Origin of the sequence: Microbacterium sp. As-52 (assembly GCF_049949185.1) — a bacterium.
GTDB lineage: Bacteria > Actinomycetota > Actinomycetes > Actinomycetales > Microbacteriaceae > Microbacterium > Microbacterium maritypicum_A.
The window spans coordinates 1,381,656-1,397,054 of sequence record NZ_CP188171.1 but is presented as its reverse complement, the minus strand read 5'-3'; the positions used below and the strand labels follow the sequence as shown (position 1 = coordinate 1,397,054).

Genomic DNA, 15,399 nt, shown 5'->3' with positions numbered 1-15,399 from the left:
CACCGTCGCCTGACGGCCCCCACATCCCCCCACCCCCGCGCTCATCGATGAGCAGATGGCGCCCGCCATCACGAAAGGACGATGATGTCATCACCCACACGCACTCCCGCGCAGCCGCCGACGGGCGAGAAGAAGACCGGATCCCGCGGCGTCGCCGCCGCAGCGCTCGTCGGCTCCGCCCTCGAGTGGTACGACTTCTACCTGTACGGCACGGCCGCGGCGCTGGTGTTCAACCGCATCATCTTCGTGAACGACGACCCGCTGGTGGGGACCATGGTCGCGTTCGCCGCGTTCGGGCTCGGATACATCATCCGCCCACTCGGCGGGCTCATCTTCGGGCGCCTCGGCGACCACTTCGGGCGCAAGTACGTGCTCGTGCTGACGCTGATGATCATGGGGATCTCGACCGTGCTGATGGCGTTCATCCCCACCTACGCGCAGATCGGGTTGTGGGCGCCAGTCCTCTTGATCCTCCTGCGCCTGGTGCAGGGCATCGGCGCCGGCGCCGAGTTCGGCGGTGCGGCGATCTTCTCCGTCGAGCATGCCGACCCGCGTCGTCGCGGCCTGCAGGGGGCGTGGCCGGCGGTCGGCGTCTATCTCGGTCTCCTGCTCGCCTCCGGCGCGTTCGCGCTCGTCTCCTCGCTCCCCGAAGAGGACTTCCTGGCCTGGGGTTGGCGCATCCCGTTCGCCGGCAGCATCCTCGTCGTCGTCGTCGCGCTGATCATCCGGCTGCGGCTGTCCGAGACCCCCGCGTTCCAGCAGGCCGTCGAGCAGGACGAGGCGCCGGTCGCGCCGCTGCGCGAGGTGTTCAGCAAGGAATGGCGCGGCATGCTCGTGCTCATCGGCACCCAGACGCCGCAGAACGTCATCGCCTACATCAACCTGACCTTCATCGCCGCCTACCTCACGAGCACGCTGATGCTGGCCAACAGTGTGGGGCCGATCGCGGTGACCGTCGGCACAGCGGTCACGATGGTGACGCTGCCCCTGTTCGGGGCGCTGTCGGACCGCATTGGACGCAAGCCCGTCGTGCTCGCCGGCATCATCTTCTCCGCGGTGTTCGCCTACCCGTACTTCCTCATCATCGACGGCCTGCAGACGCCCTTCGCGGTCGCCGTCGCGGTGACGGCGAGTCTGAGCCTCGGAGTCGGCGCGATGTTCGGCCCTCAGGGTGCGTACTTCTCCGAGCTGTTCACCAGTCGCGCACGCTTCACCGGCCTCGCGTTCAGCCGCGAGGTGGCCGGTGCGATCTCCGGTGGATTCACGCCGCTCATCGCCGTGGCGCTGGTGGCGGCCGCCGGCGGGTCGTCGTGGCTCGTCGCGATCTTCATCATCGGTGCCTGCATCATCGGGGCCGTGGCCACGTTCCTCGGACCGGAGACCCGCGGACGCAGCCTCCGCGTCGCCACCGTGGAAGAGCTCCGGGCATCGACGGGGAGCATGCGCGACTAGCGGCGTCTCCCGATCCTCCCGGTGTCGGGCCTCCTCGGAGAGGGGGCCCGACACCGCTGCATCGGATCGTCAGGCGCGGAACAGGTCGGCGTTCTCGTGCGCCCACTGCGCGAACGTGCGCCCGGGGCGTCCGGTGAGTCGCGTCACGGTGTTCTGCACCACCTGTCCGATCTCCGGCGGGTTCAGTGCCAGCTCGACGCCGAACTCGACGTAGCCCTCGTCGTACCCGAACGAGCGCAGTCGTTCCCGTTCCTCGTCCTCGGTGAGCCGGATCCAGGCGACCTCCTCGCCGATCGCCTCGGCGATGCGCGCCGTGCGCTCGGCCGGAGTCAGCGCCTCCGGCCCGGTCAGGTAGTACGTCTGCCCCTCGGCGGGGGCGCCCTGCAGCACCGCGACCGCGACGGCGGCGATGTCGGCCTCGTGAACCATGGCGCTCGGCCAGTCAGCCAGAGTGCGCACCCGTCTGTCGGACACGACCTCCGGCGCCCACTCCCGCGCGTTCGACATGAACTCCACGGGCGCCAGCAGCGCCCAGGCGAGCTCGCTCTCGCGCAGAGCCGGCTCGAGGGTGCTCTCGTCCCATCCGCCGAGCACGCTCACACGTCGCACCCCTGCGTCCTCCGCGGCCGCCACCAGCTCGGGGCCGTTGGTCAGCGTCTCACCGAACTCGCCGTTGAACGTGATGAAGTGCACGGCGTCGCAGCCTTCGACCGCGTGGCGGAACGCCTCGACGTCGGTGAGGTCACCGCGGACGACCTCGACACCCTCGGGGAGGTTCGCGCGCTGCGGATCGCGCGTGAGGGCGCGCACGCTCTCGCCGCGTTCGCGCAGTTGGCTGACGATGTGGCGTCCGACCGTGCCCGTCGCGCCGCTGACCAGGATTGTCATGAGGAGTCCCTTCTTCGTGGTGGGACTCACTCTTGCGGGCAACCAGGACACATCCGGTCCGCAATCTGCGACGGGTGGGCAGGGGGGTCGTTCCGGTCGCAGGTGCCGCCGCCTCCGGGCCCACCGGACGGCAGGAAGTGCGACCGGAACGGGGTCGCCGGGGCGGCCTCAGGCCGTGAAGTACGAGCTCGTGGCGTTGTCGAGGATGCGCTGCATGCCGTGCATCCAGTTGAGCTTGAGGGCCTCGACGGCGCCGGGGATGTCGCCGACGGCGAGGTGGCGGGCGATCTCGGCGTGCTCGGCGGCGACGCGTTCCACCTTGACGTCTTCGGGGACGAGCAGCGACTCGTAGCGGTGGAACGAGCTGCGCACGTTGTCGATCACGGCCAGGAGCCGGGCGTTCGGGCAGGCCGACAGCATCACGCTGTGCCACTCGTCGTCCTTGGTGATGACGAGCTGGTGCTCCACGAGCTCGTCGGCGAACGCGTCGGCCATCTCTTTGAGCTGCGCGCCGATGCGACGCAGCTCGTCGGGCGGGCTGAGCTCGATCGCGAGGCTCTCGAGCGCCGCCAGGACGGGAGCGAGATCGCGGAACTCGGAGGCGCTGAGCGGGACGAACCGGAAGCCCTTGCCGTTCTCGCTCTCGATCTGCCCTTCGGACTCCAGGGCGATGAGCGCCTCGCGCAGGGGAGTGCGGCTGACGCCGAGCTCGGTGGCGAGCTGGACCTCGTTGATGCCCTCGCCGGGCTGCACGAGTCCGGCGCGCATGCGGTTCAGCAGCTCCTGCCGGACCTGCGAGCGCAGGTTCTTGCGTTCGATCGCCATGCGTCCCCTCTTCTGCCGCCTGCCCGTCAGCCTATGGGTTGACGGGCCTGGGACGACGTCCTAGTGTGTTGTATACAGAATACAGCCGATTCCGGATTCGCACCAGTGCACCGCCGGATCGGCCGGTGATGACTCAGAGAGGAGACTTCGTGCCCGCACCCGGTGGCGACCAGCCCACCCGACGCGTCCGCCTCGACGCCCTCGCCTACGGCGGCGACTACAACCCCGACCAGTGGTCGGAAGAGATCTGGCACGAAGACATCCGCCTGATGCGCGAAGCCGGCGTGAACATGGTGAGCCTGCCGATCTTCAGCTGGCCGCAGCTGGAGCCGGAGCCCGGTGTCTACGACTGGGCATGGCTCGACCGCATCATCGATCTGCTGTGGGAGGCGGGCATCGCGATCGACCTCGCCACCGCCACCGCGACCCCGCCCTCCTGGCTGCTGCGCGCCCACCCCGAGATGGCGCCGTGGGATGCCGACGGGCACCGCCTCGAGTTCGGCTCGCGCCAGACCTACTGCCCCTCGTCGCCGATCTGGCGCGAGAACGTCGCCCGCATGACCAGGGCCATGGCCGAGCGCTACGGTGAGCACCCCGGCCTCACGATGTGGCACATCTCGAACGAGTACGGCGATCACACCTCGCGCTGCTGGTGCCCCGAATCGGCGCGCCACTTCCGGCGCTGGCTGCAGGACCGCTACGGCGATCTGGACGGTCTGAACGAGGCCTGGGGTGTGAACGTGTGGGGTCAGCGCTACACCTCGTGGGAGCACATCGAGACGCCGAAGAAGGCGCCCGGCCCTGTCAACCCGACCAAGCTGCTCGACTTCGAGCGCTTCTCGTCTGACGCCCTGCTGGAGCTGTTCCAGGTCGAGATCGATGTGCTGCGCGAGGTCACCCCCGACATCGCGGTGACCACGAACTTCATGAGCATGTTCCGCGACCTGGACTACTGGGACTTCGCCGCCGTCGAAGACGTGGTGACCGATGACGCCTACCCCGAGCCCGCCGACCCGACATCGCACGTCGGCGCGGCTCTCAACTACGGCCTGATGCGCTCGCTCAAGGGCGGACAGCCGTGGCTGCTGCTGGAGTCATCTGCCAGCGCGACCAGCTGGCGCGACGTGAACGTGCCGAAGGCGCCTGGCAAGATCCGCATCGAGAGCCTGCAGGCCGTCGCCCACGGCTCCGACGCGGTGATGTTCTTCCAGTGGCGCCAGGCCAAGTACGGCCAGGAGAAGTTCCACTCGTCGATGCTCGGCCACCGCGGGGAGCGCTCACGCAGCTTCCGGGAGACCAAGGCGCTGGGGCTCGAACTCAAGAAGCTCGAGCAGGTGCGGGGAACCCGGGTGCGCTCGCGCGTGGCGCTGGTCGTCGACTGGGACTCCTGGTGGGGGACCAGTGCGGTCGAGTCGCTGCCCTCGCAGCGGCTGCAGTGGGCACAGCAGGCGCGCGCGTGGCACCGAGCGCTGTACACGCTCGGTCAGCCGGTGGATGCCGTTCGCGCCACCGGCCCCTTCGACGCCTACGACGTGGTCGTCGTGCCGAACCTCTACATCGTCGAGCAGCCGCAGGCCGAGGCGCTCGCCGCCTTCGTGGAGCGCGGCGGGCACCTCGTGGTCGGACCGTTCTCGGGAGTGGTGGACGCCACGGAGAAGGTGCACGACGGCGGAGCCCCCGGGTTGCTGCGAGACCTGCTCGGCATCGAGGTCGACGAGCAGTGGCCGATCGCCGACGGTCTGACCGAGAGCATCGACTATGCGGGCGAGCGCCTGAGCGTGCCCTCGTGGAGCGAGTGGCTCGAAGCGGATGATGATGTCGAGGTACGCGGGGCGTACGCGAGCGGCGAGCTCGAAGGGTTGCCCGCGGTGACCCGTCGCACGACGGGGGCGGGGTCGGCCTGGTACGTCAGTGCGATGTTCGACCCTGAGGGCCTGCTCCCGGTCTTCCGTGATGTGCTGCGCACCGCCGGCGTTCCCGCCCGCGAGCGCACCGACGTCGAGGTCGAGGTCGTCACCCGTGCCGACGACACCACCGACTACACCTTCTATCTGAACCACGGGCGCTCCCCCGTCGCGTTCGAGATCCCGACCCCGGGCGTCGACCTGCTCACCGGCATCCGTCACGCGGACCGGCTCCAGCTCGACCGTTACGGCGTCGCCGTTCTCGCCGCACCCCGCGCCGCCTCCATCCCTTTTGCCACCCTGATCCCCGAGAAGGAGGACGCATGACCGCCCCGTTCGTGCATCCGTACATCCCCAACACCGCCCCGGCCTCCCGAGCGGCGATGCTCGCGGCCGTCGGCGCCGCCTCGGTAGACGAGTTCTACGCCGACATCCCGGAGTCGCTGCGACTCGGACGTCCGCTCGACCTTCCGACCCCGTTCGCGGCCGAGCAGGACCTCGCCCGCCACGTGCGGGGGCTGCTCGCCAAGAACCGTTCGACCCAGGAGCGGCTGAGCTTCCTCGGCGCGGGCACCTACAACCACTACGTGCCCGCCGTGGTGGACGAGGTCATCGGCCGCAGCGAGTTCCTGACCGCGTACGCCGGTGAGCCCTACGAGGACCACGGTCGCTTCCAGGCCCTGTTCCAGTACCAATCGCTGATGGCCGAGCTGCTCGAGATGGACGTCGTGAACGTGCCGACCTACGACGGCTACCAGGCGACGGCGACCGGCCTCACGATGTCGGGGCGACTCACGGGCCGCGGGCGGGTGCTGGTCGTCAGCGACGTGCTGCCGGCGAAGCTCGCGAAGGTGCACGACTACGTCCGCGCGCACCTGACGCTCGAGCTCGTACCCACCGTCGGCGGTACGGCCGACGTCGCCGCCGTTCGCGCGGCGCTGGGCGATGACGTGGCCGCGGTCTGGATCGAGACGCCGAGCGCCACCGGCGCCGTGGAGGCGTCCCTGCATGAGATCTCGGATGCCGCCCACGCGGCCGGCGCCGTGGTCGTCGTCGGCACCGACCCCATCGGCTACGGCGTCCTCGCCCCGCCCTCGGTCTCGGGAGCGGACATCGTCACCGGCGACATCCAGTCCCTCGGCCTGCACCAGTGGTTCGGCGGCGCCCACGGCGGGTTCATCGCCGTGCACGACGACCCGACCTTCGTGATGGAGATGCCCTCGCGCCTGTTCGGGCTCGCCACCACCGACGTGCCCGGTGAGTACGGCTTCGGCGATGTGGCCTACGACCGCACCTCGTTCGCACACCGCGAGGAGGGGAAGGAATGGGTCGGCACGGCCGCGGCCCTCTGGGGCATCGCCGCCGGGGTGTACCTCGCGCTGATGGGACCGGCCGGCATGGCCGAGCTCGGCGAGGTGCTGCTCGCCCGCACCCGGTACGCGCAGCAGGCGCTCTCCGCAGTGCCGGGTGTCTCCCTCGACGACGACGCCGTGCACCTGCGCGAGTTCACGGTGACCTTCGCCGACGTCACGGCCGAAGCGGTCGTCACGGCGCTCCGCACCAAGGGCATCGAGCCCGGCGTGGTCGTGGGGGAGCGCCGCCTGCTCGTCTGCGTCACCGAACTGGTCTCCCAATCCGACATCGATACCCTGGCCGGCGCGCTCGCCGAGGTCACGGCATCCGACGCGTCTTCATCCCATGCATCACACCAGGCTGCGAAGGAGCAGAACCGATGAGTCTTCCCGTCGCCCCGAAGCCGACGCTGCGCCGATTCCAACAGGCCCGCTGGGACGAGCCGATCATCTTCGAGCTGAGCACCCCCGGTGAACGCGGCGTGCTGGTGTCGCAGGTCGAGCCCGGCGTTCGCGAGGTCGTGGGCGACGTGGTCGCCGCGCTGCCCGCCTCCCTGCGCCGTGCCGCGAAGCCGAACCTGCCCGAGATGGGGCAGATGCGCGTGCTCAAGCACTACCTGCGCCTGTCGCAGGAGAATCTCGGCGCCGACTTCAACGTCGACATCGGCCAGGGCACCTGCACCATGAAGTACGCGCCGAAGATCAACGACCAGCTCGCGAACACTCCGCAGTTCACCGCGATGCACCCGCATCAGGATCCGGCCGACGCGCAGGGCGTGCTCGAGATCGTCTGGCAGCTGGAGCGGATGCTCGCCGAGATCTCCGGGATGGACGAGGTCTCGCTGCACACGCAGGGCGGATCGGCGGCGATCTGGGCGAATATCGCCATGATCCGCGCCTTCCACGAGGCGAACGGCGAAGGCGAGCAGCGTCGCGAGGTCATCACCACGATCTTCAGCCACCCCTCGAACGCGGCCGCTGCGAAGGCGGCCGGCTATGAGGTCATCACGGTCTACCCCGACGCCGAGGGCTATCCGTCGCTCGACGCGTTGAAGGCCGCCCTGTCGCCCCGCACCGCGGCGATCATGGTCACGAACCCGGAGGACACCGGCATCTACAATCCGGCGATCCGGGAGTGGGTCGACGCTGCGCACGCGGTCGGAGCCCTCGCCTCCTACGACCAGGCCAACGCGAACGGCATCCTCGGGGTCACGCGCGCCCGCGATGCCGGCTTCGACGTGTGCCACTTCAACCTGCACAAGACCTTCGGCACCCCGCACGGCAGCGGCGGACCGGGATCTGGCGCGAACGCCGTGAGTGCGGCCCTCGCCCCGTTCCTGCCGGGGCCGCGCGTGGTGCGGGCCGATGACGGGACCTTCGGGGTGGTCGAGGCGGGAGAGCTGTCGATCGGCGCGGTCGGCCCGTTCTTCGGCGTCATCCCCGCGCTCGTGAAGGCCTACTCGTGGATCATGGCCCTCGGCGCCGAGGGACTGCTCGCCGCCGCCGAGACCGCCGTGCTGAACAACAACTACCTGATGGCTCGTGTGCTCGCGATCCCCGGAGCCTCGGCGCCGTATGCCACGGGTCGCCGCCGCATCGAGCAGGTGCGCTACTCGTGGGAGGAGCTGTACCAGGAGACCGGCATCTCGTCGGAGGAGATCGGCGTGCGCATGTCCGACTTCGGGATGCACTACTGGACGAGTCACCACCCCTACGTGGTGCCGCAGCCGTTCACGCTCGAGCCGACTGAGTCGTACTCGATGGCAGAGCTCGATGAATATGCGGCGACCCTGGCCGAAGTGGCACGCGAAGCACGCGAGAACCCCGAGGTGGTGCGCACCGCCCCGCACAACCAGACCGTGCACCACACGCACCATGACGATCTGGACGACCCGGAGCGGTGGGCGATCACCTGGCGCGCGTACCAGCGGAAGTACTTCCCCGCGGAGTCCGTCGCGTCGTGATCGGCCTCGTCGTCAACCCTGTCGCCGGTGTCGGCGGGCCCGCGGGCCTCGCCGGCTCCGACGGTGCGGACGTGCAGCGCCTCGCCCTCGCGCGCGGCGCCCGTTCGCGCGTGCAGGAGCGGGCGGTCCTCGCCCTGACGACGCTCGCCGAACGGCATCCGGGGCTCGTGGTCGCGACCGTCGCCGGTGCGATGGGCGCCGACGCGGTCCGCGCGGCAGGACTTGTGCCGCGCGTCGTCGGGGTGGGCGCGCGCGATGCGGGCTCGGCGGGATCGCCTGAGGCGGCGGGGGTGACGGAGGCGGCGGATACCTCGCGTGCGGTCGCAGCGTTGGCCGCGGCAGGGGCCGATCTGATCCTCGTCGTGGGCGGCGACGGCACCCTGCGCGACGCGGTCTCGGGGCTCGGTGCCGTGGGGCATCCGTCGGGTGAAAGGGTGGATGGCGAGAGAGGCGACGACGGATCTGCGTTCGAGGCCGAAAACTCCCGACAGGTGCACGGTCAGGGCGGATCGGGCACGCGTACGCCGCGGCTCGGTCTGCCGGCAGTCCTCGGAGTGCCCGCCGGAGTGAAGATGTACTCGCCCGTGTTCGCGGTCAGCCCACGGGCGGCGGGATCGATCGCAGCCGACTGGATCGACCACGACGGGCTGCCGACCGAGGAGCGCGAGGTACTCGACATCGACGAGGCGTCGATGCGGCGCGCCCGCGTCGACCCCACGCTGTATGGAATGCTCCGGGTGCCGCATCGTTCGGGCCGCACGCAGGCGCGCAAGGCGCCGACGCCGGTCACCGAAGCGGCCGCGGTCGAGGCCGCGGCCCGCGGGGCCGTCTCCCGCATGCGGCCGGGCGTGCGTTATCTCCTCGGCCCCGGCGGCACGATCGCCGAGATCACCCGGCAGCTCGGCGTCGAAGGATCGCCACTCGGCGTCGACGTCGTTCTCGACGGTGCCATCCTCGTCCGCGGGGCGAGTGAGCAGGAGCTGCTCGCCCAGATCGCCGAGGGTCCGGCGCAGGCCGTCGTCACCGTCATCGGCGGGCAGGGATTCCTGCTCGGGCGCGGCAATCAACAGCTCTCGGCGTCTGTGCTGCGCGCACTCGGCGACGACCCGCTCCTCGTCGTCGCCCCCGAGCAGAAGCTCATCGACCTGCACGGACGCCCCCTCCTCGTCGACACCGGCGACCCGGAACTCGATGCGAGACTCGCCGGGCACGTCCGCATCATCACCGGCGTCGGCACCAGCAGCCTCTACGCCGTGAGCGCGCCAGAACTGATCTCCGTCTGACCATCTCCTGTCTGACCCCCAGTCTGAACGAACCCGAAAGGACACCCCATGCGTCTCGAGAACAAGAAGGCAATCGTCACCGGCGGTGCCGGCGGCATCGGTCGCGCGACGTCGCTCGCGCTCGCCGCCGAGGGCGCGGCGGTCGCCGTCGTCGACCTGAACGCGGATGCGGCCGAAGCCGTCGCGGAGGAGATCCGCGCGACCGGCGGCACGGCCGTCGCGATCGCCGCCGACGTCGCGAGCGAGCCCGACATCGAGCGGGTGATCGCGACCTCCGTGGCCGAGCTCGGCGGCGTGGACGTCGTCTTCAACAACGCCGGGATCATCCGTCGCACCACTGCCGTCGAGACGACCGTCGAGGAGTGGGACCGCGTCTTCGGCGTGAACGTGCGGTCGATCTTCCTGATGTGCAAGCACGTCGTTCCGGTCATGGAGGCGGCGGGTGGAGGCTCGATCATCAACACCGGATCGGGCTGGGGCCTCAAGGGCGGCGGTCAGGCCATCTCGTACTGTGCGTCGAAGGGCGCGGTCGTGAACATGACGCGCGCGCTCGCGATCGACCACGGTCCCGCCGGCATCCGGGTGAACTCGGTCAACCCCGGCGACGTGAACACCGGGATGCTGCGGGAGGAAGCGCGTCAGCTGGCGCAGGACACCAACGCGTTCCTCGCCGAGGCCGCCGATCGCCCGCTGCGCCGCATGGGTGAGCCGAGCGAGGTCGCGCAGGCCGTGGTCTGGCTCGCGAGCGATGACTCCTCGTACGTCACGGGTTCGGCGCTCGTCGTCGACGGCGGGGGCATCGCCTAGCGAGGTGTCGCCACGGGGGACGTGTGTGCGTCGAGAGCACCGGGGGCGAGGGCGAGGGCGAGGGCGAGGGCGGCGGGGCGGATGCCCAGGACACTCGCGTAAAATCGGCACAATGACCGACGCCCCCTCCGACGCTGCACCCGACCTCGGACCGGGCGTCGACCCCGAAGATCTCGCCACCACGCTGCGTGTGCTGCGCGAGCTGCACCGGATCGACAACGAGCACCCCGACTTCATCGCGGTGCGCCAGGCCACCGCGGCGATGTTCAAAGACGTCAAGCGCGTGCGCCGCAAGCAGATCCGCGACGCTATCGCCGAGGCCGACAAGGCCGTGGTCGCCCGCACCGCCACCGGGGCGCCCGACCGCATCGACGACGAGACCCGCGGCCATGACCTCGCCACGAGCGTGGTCGACGCCCCGATCGCTGGCGAACTGCTGAAGCCGCGCAACTGCTACATCTGCAAGCAGCCGTACACCGTGGTGGACGCGTTCTACCACCAGCTCTGCCCGGACTGCGCCCGCTTCAGCCACGGCAAGCGCAACGCCCGCACCGACCTCACCGGCAAGCGCGCCCTGCTCACGGGTGGCCGCGCGAAGATCGGCATGCACATCGCGCTGCGGCTGCTGCGTGACGGCGCACACACCACGATCACGACCCGCTTCCCGCGCGACGCCGTGCGACGCTTCTCGGCCCTGCCCGACTCGGCCGACTGGCTGCACCGCCTGCGCGTGGTCGGCATCGACCTGCGCGACCCTGCTCAGGTGATCGGCCTGGCGGACTCGGTCGCCGCTCAGGGCCCGCTCGACATCCTCATCAACAACGCCGCACAGACTGTACGCCGCTCGCCGGGTGCTTACTCCCTGTTGGCGGATGCCGAGCTGCAGCCCCTCCCCGACGGACCCCTGCCCGAGATGGAGACCTTCGGGCACACGGCCGACCCGCACCCGCAAGCGCTGCAGGCCTCGGTCGATGCGCATCCGCTGCTCTCGGTCGCGGCCCTCGGCGGCACGGTCGCCGAGCAGGGTGGTCAGGCACTCACGGCCGAAGATCTCGCGCGCCTCGCGATGGCGCCCGGATCGTCGTCGCTCGAGAAGCATGCCGACGGCACCGCGATCGACGCCGGCGGCCTCGTGCCCGACGTGAACCGCGTCAACAGCTGGGTGCAGTCGATCGAGCAGGTCGATCCGCTCGAGATGCTCGAGGTGCAGCTCGCGAACACGACAGCGCCGTTCCTGCTGATCAGCCGTCTGCGTGCCTCGATGGCCGCGTCCGATGCGCACCGCAAGTACGTGGTCAACGTCTCGGCGATGGAGGGACAGTTCTCCCGCCGCTACAAGGGCCCTGGACACCCGCACACGAACATGGCCAAGGCCGCGCTCAACATGCTCACACGCACGAGCGCGGGCGAGATGCTCGAGAAGGACGGCATCCTGATGACCGCCGTCGACACCGGCTGGATCACCGACGAGCGTCCGCACTACACGAAGGTGCGCCTCGCCGAGGAGGGCTTCCATGCCCCGCTCGATCTGGTCGACGGCGCCGCCCGCGTGTACGACCCGATCGTGCGCGGCGAGGCCGGCGAAGACATCCACGGCGTGTTCCTGAAGGACTACGAGCCCAGCCCCTGGTGACGGGTGTGGGGCTTCCACCTGCATGAGGAGACCCCGGATGCATGAGGGTTACTCGGTGTGTTCGCATGCATCCGTTGATCGGTCATGCGGGTGGCAGACGGATGAAACGTCTTAGTGGGCGCGCGCGGCGAGATTCGCCGAGGCCCACTGCCCGAGTTGGTTCAGGATCGGCAGGAGTCCTTCCCCTGCGGGCGTGAGTGCGTACGACACGGTCACAGGCGGGCCGGCGTCGACCGTGCGGGCCACGAGTCCGGCCTCGGCGAGTTCGGCGAGGCGGTCGGAGAGCACGGTGTCGCTGATTCCGGCGACGGCCCGACGCAGAGCGACGAAGGTCGATGGCCCCCCGCCGAGCGACGACACGATCATGCCGTTCCACCGCTTTCCGAGCACGCTGAAGGCGAGTGTGACGGCAACGTCGCACACCTGACGCTCTTCGTCGACCTCGGCCATGCCCTCATCCTATCGTGCTACGTTAATCACTGCCGCTAAGAAAAACCTAGCGACTACGAAAACGAGAGGTAGGCCCATGTCCCTGTTCCGCCTGGATGCCAGCATCCTTCCCGCGTCGTCCGCCAGCCGAGCGCTCGCCGACCTCGTCGAGGCCGAGTGGACCGCGTCCCACCCCGACTCCACGGTCACCCGCCGCGACCTGGCGAGCGACCCGGTGCCCGCGACCGCCTGGGCGGATGCCGTGACCGGCGGCTTCGTCGACGCGGCCCAGCGCACTCCCGCGCAGAACGATGCCCGCGCTCTCGCCTCGCAGTTCGCCGATGAGCTGATCGGCGCCGACGCGCTCCTGTTCGCGGTGCCGCTGTACAACTACGGCGTCTCGCAGCACTTCAAGACCTGGTTCGACCTGGCCTACACCGACGCGCGCATCGACCCGACCGGCACTGCGCTGAACGGCAAGCCCGCCACGCTGGTCACCGTGCTCGGCGGCAACTACGCGGCCGGCTCGCCCAAGGAGGGCTGGGACCACTCGACCGGGTGGCTGCGCCGCGTACTCGAAGACGTCTGGGGCCTCGACCTGCGCGTCGTGCAGCGTCCGTTCACCCTGGTCGGCGTGAACCCGGCCCTCGACGCCTTCGCCGACACGGCGCGCGAGCTCAAGGAGAACGCCGAGGCCGACGCTCGCACCTACGGCCGCGAGCTCGCCGCGACGCGCGACCCCCGAGTGGCCTGAGTCGAGCGGCATCCGGTTCGTCTTCGGCGTCGCGTCGGGTATCTGGTTCGGGTATTTGGTCGGGCGTCCGGTTCACCCGTCGGAAGGATGCACGGATGCAGGGCGGGAGACCGCCTTCCGGCCCGACATCCGTGAAATCCTCCGACATCTGAACCGGGCGGACGTGAGGGCCTCGGCCGAGGGGACGTGAACCGGGGTGGACCCGAGGGGCACCGGACCCGGGACGTGAACGGGAGGGCGTGAACCACGACCGACCGGCGTGCGGTCAGGCGGGAGGCTCCACCGGGTAGGGATGCGGGAGCCACACCGTCACGATCAGGCCGCCGTCCTTGCGCGGGGTGAGCACCAGAGTGCCGCCGTGCGCCTGGGTGATGCGGTCGACGATCGCGAGGCCGAGCCCCGCTCCGGCATGATCGTCGCTGCGGGTGCGCTCGGCTCCGCGCTGGAATGGTTCGACGAGCGTCGCCACGCGGTGGGCGGGGAGCACCTCGCCGGTGTTCTCTACGACCAGCGCGACCGCATGGGGCATCGAGTGGGTGCGCACGGCGACGGCTCCGCCGGACGGCAGGTTGTGCACGATCGCGTTGAGCACGAGGTTCGTCACCAGCTGCGGCAGGAGGGCGGCGGAGCCGAGCACCGGTGCCGGTACGCCGCCCACCTCCACGGCGACACCGCGGCGATCCGCGAGGGGCACCAGCGCCTCGACTGCTCCCTCCGCGAGGAGCGACAGATCGACGATCTCGCGGGTGAACGTTCGTCGGTCCGCCCGGCTGAGCAGCAGCAGTGCCTCGGTGAGGTCGATCGCGCGGGTGTTGACCTGTTGCAGGCGTGAGATCAGCTCGTCGACGTCGCGCTCCGGGTCGTCGTGCGCGACCTCGAGCAGCGTCTGCGAGATCGCGAGAGGTGTGCGCAGTTCGTGCGAGGCGTTGGCGGCGAATCGCTGCTGTTCCGCGACGTGCGCCTCGAGCTGTTCGAGCATCGAGTCGAAGACGTCGGCGAGGTCGCGGAACTCGTCGCGGGGGCCGGGGAGAGCGATCCGATGGGAGAGCGATCCCTGCGCGGCCAGCCGCGCCGCGTCGCCGATGCGCTCCAGCGGCGCCAGCATCCGTCCGGCGAGCAGCCATCCGCCCCCCAGGCCCAGGGCGAGCAGCACGACCATGACGGTGGAGGCGACCGGCACGAAAGCCCGGATCAGGTCGGAGCGGTTCGGCACGCGGACCTCGAAGTACGGGATCTGCACGTCCGGCACGTACCGCAGCAGATACAGAGCCACGGCGGCGAGAAGCAGGAGTCCCGACACCAGCACGATCCCCGCATAGCTGAGGGTGAGCTTGAGGCGGGCGCTCATCCCGCGGCGTCTACGCATCGGCGTCCGTCCCGATCCGGTATCCGACGCCGGGCACCGTCAAGATCAGCCACGGCTCGCCCAGGCGCTTGCGCAGCGACGACACCGTGATGCGCACCGCGTTGGTGAACGGGTCGGCATTCTCGTCCCAGGCGCGCTCCAGCAGCTCCTCGGCGCTGACAACTCCGCCATCGGCGTCGACCAGCACCTCCAACACCGCGAACTGCTTGCGCGTCAGTGCGACGTAGCGGTCGTCGCGGTACACCTCGCGACGGAAGGGGTCGAGGCGCAGCCCTGCGACCTCGAGCACGGGCGGCCGGCTGCGCTGACGGCGACGGTCGAGGGCGCGCAGTCGCAGGACGAGTTCGCGCAGCTCGAACGGCTTGGTGAGGTAGTCGTCCGCGCCGATCTCGAAGCCGGTCGCCTTGTCATCGAGGCGGTCGGCGGCGGTCAGCATCAGGATCGGGATGCCGCTGCCGGAGGCCACGATCCACCGGGCGATGTCGTCGCCGGAAGGGCCGGGAACGTCGCGGTCGAGCACGGCGAGGTCGTAGGAGTTGATGCTCAGCAGTTCGAGCGCGGTGTCGCCGTCGCCCGCGATATCGGCGGCGATCGCCTCCAGTCGCAGTCCGTCACGTACCGCCTCGGCGAGGTAGGGCTCGTCCTCGACGATCAGTACACGCATGGCTGCGATCCTACGCACTGCGGTATATCGCGAGCATATGCAAAAGCGCATACGCCCCGGCAACCGGCCCCCTTCTTC

13 protein-coding genes are annotated in these 15,399 nt (G+C 70.0%); 8 read left to right on the top strand and 5 right to left on the bottom strand.

Annotated features, from left to right (window positions below; all coding sequences use genetic code 11):
* Nucleotides 1–84: 84 nt before the first annotated feature.
* The gene (locus ACLFA2_RS06655; RefSeq protein WP_157749848.1) at nucleotides 85–1,452 is read left to right on the top strand and encodes an MFS transporter; all 1,368 of its coding nucleotides are present in this window, start codon (nucleotides 85–87) and stop codon (nucleotides 1,450–1,452) included.
* Nucleotides 1,453–1,521: 69 nt separating this feature from the next.
* Here ACLFA2_RS06655 and ACLFA2_RS06650 read toward each other — a convergent pair whose 3' ends face one another.
* A complete protein-coding gene (locus tag ACLFA2_RS06650; protein WP_021198382.1) occupies nucleotides 1,522–2,340 on the bottom strand; it encodes an SDR family oxidoreductase in 819 nt (272 codons plus the stop codon).
* Nucleotides 2,341–2,508: 168 nt separating this feature from the next.
* Entirely contained in the window at nucleotides 2,509–3,165 is a 657-nt protein-coding gene (locus ACLFA2_RS06645) for a GntR family transcriptional regulator (RefSeq protein ID WP_021198381.1), read from the bottom strand.
* A gap of 149 nt (nucleotides 3,166–3,314) precedes the next feature.
* Here ACLFA2_RS06645 and ACLFA2_RS06640 point away from each other — a divergent pair, with 149 nt between their 5' ends.
* From ACLFA2_RS06640 to ACLFA2_RS06615, 6 genes are all read left to right on the top strand, one after another.
* Nucleotides 3,315–5,396, top strand: a complete 2,082-nt coding sequence (locus tag ACLFA2_RS06640) for a beta-galactosidase (protein ID WP_426622263.1) — start codon at nucleotides 3,315–3,317, stop codon at nucleotides 5,394–5,396.
* Nucleotides 5,393–6,805: an aminomethyl-transferring glycine dehydrogenase subunit GcvPA gene (gene gcvPA, locus ACLFA2_RS06635; RefSeq protein ID WP_426622262.1), complete on the top strand. Its 1,413-nt coding sequence runs from the start codon at nucleotides 5,393–5,395 to the stop codon at nucleotides 6,803–6,805. Before ACLFA2_RS06640 ends, gcvPA begins: the two co-directional genes overlap by 4 nt.
* Nucleotides 6,802–8,385 (top strand): aminomethyl-transferring glycine dehydrogenase subunit GcvPB, encoded by a 1,584-nt coding sequence (gene gcvPB, locus ACLFA2_RS06630; protein ID WP_426622261.1) that lies wholly within the window; start codon nucleotides 6,802–6,804, stop codon nucleotides 8,383–8,385. The genes gcvPA and gcvPB overlap by 4 nt, the downstream gene beginning before the upstream one ends.
* On the top strand, nucleotides 8,382–9,668 hold the full coding sequence (locus tag ACLFA2_RS06625; protein WP_426622260.1) for an ATP-NAD kinase family protein: 1,287 nt from the start codon (nucleotides 8,382–8,384) through the stop codon (nucleotides 9,666–9,668). The genes gcvPB and ACLFA2_RS06625 overlap by 4 nt, the downstream gene beginning before the upstream one ends.
* Nucleotides 9,669–9,716: 48 nt before the next feature.
* The gene (locus tag ACLFA2_RS06620; RefSeq protein ID WP_292768683.1) at nucleotides 9,717–10,475 is read left to right on the top strand and encodes an SDR family NAD(P)-dependent oxidoreductase; all 759 of its coding nucleotides are present in this window, start codon (nucleotides 9,717–9,719) and stop codon (nucleotides 10,473–10,475) included.
* Nucleotides 10,476–10,587: 112 nt separating this feature from the next.
* Entirely contained in the window at nucleotides 10,588–12,108 is a 1,521-nt protein-coding gene (locus tag ACLFA2_RS06615) for an SDR family NAD(P)-dependent oxidoreductase (protein ID WP_315071390.1), read from the top strand.
* A 111-nt stretch (nucleotides 12,109–12,219) separates the two neighbouring features.
* Here ACLFA2_RS06615 and ACLFA2_RS06610 read toward each other — a convergent pair whose 3' ends face one another.
* Nucleotides 12,220–12,558 (bottom strand): winged helix-turn-helix transcriptional regulator, encoded by a 339-nt coding sequence (locus ACLFA2_RS06610; protein WP_021198374.1) that lies wholly within the window; start codon nucleotides 12,556–12,558, stop codon nucleotides 12,220–12,222.
* Between the two features lie 76 nt (nucleotides 12,559–12,634).
* Here ACLFA2_RS06610 and ACLFA2_RS06605 point away from each other — a divergent pair, with 76 nt between their 5' ends.
* The gene (locus ACLFA2_RS06605) at nucleotides 12,635–13,291 is read left to right on the top strand and encodes an FMN-dependent NADH-azoreductase (protein ID WP_029265148.1); all 657 of its coding nucleotides are present in this window, start codon (nucleotides 12,635–12,637) and stop codon (nucleotides 13,289–13,291) included.
* Between the two features lie 265 nt (nucleotides 13,292–13,556).
* Here the strand turns inward: ACLFA2_RS06605 and ACLFA2_RS06600 are convergent, their stop codons facing one another.
* Complete coding sequence (locus tag ACLFA2_RS06600) at nucleotides 13,557–14,639, bottom strand: HAMP domain-containing sensor histidine kinase (protein ID WP_347124524.1); 1,083 nt, start codon at nucleotides 14,637–14,639, stop codon at nucleotides 13,557–13,559.
* Nucleotides 14,640–14,649: 10 nt separating this feature from the next.
* Nucleotides 14,650–15,321 carry a response regulator transcription factor gene (locus ACLFA2_RS06595; RefSeq protein WP_021198371.1) on the bottom strand — a complete coding sequence of 224 codons (672 nt, stop codon included), beginning with the start codon at nucleotides 15,319–15,321 and terminating at the stop codon, nucleotides 14,650–14,652.
* Nucleotides 15,322–15,399: the final 78 nt, after the last annotated feature.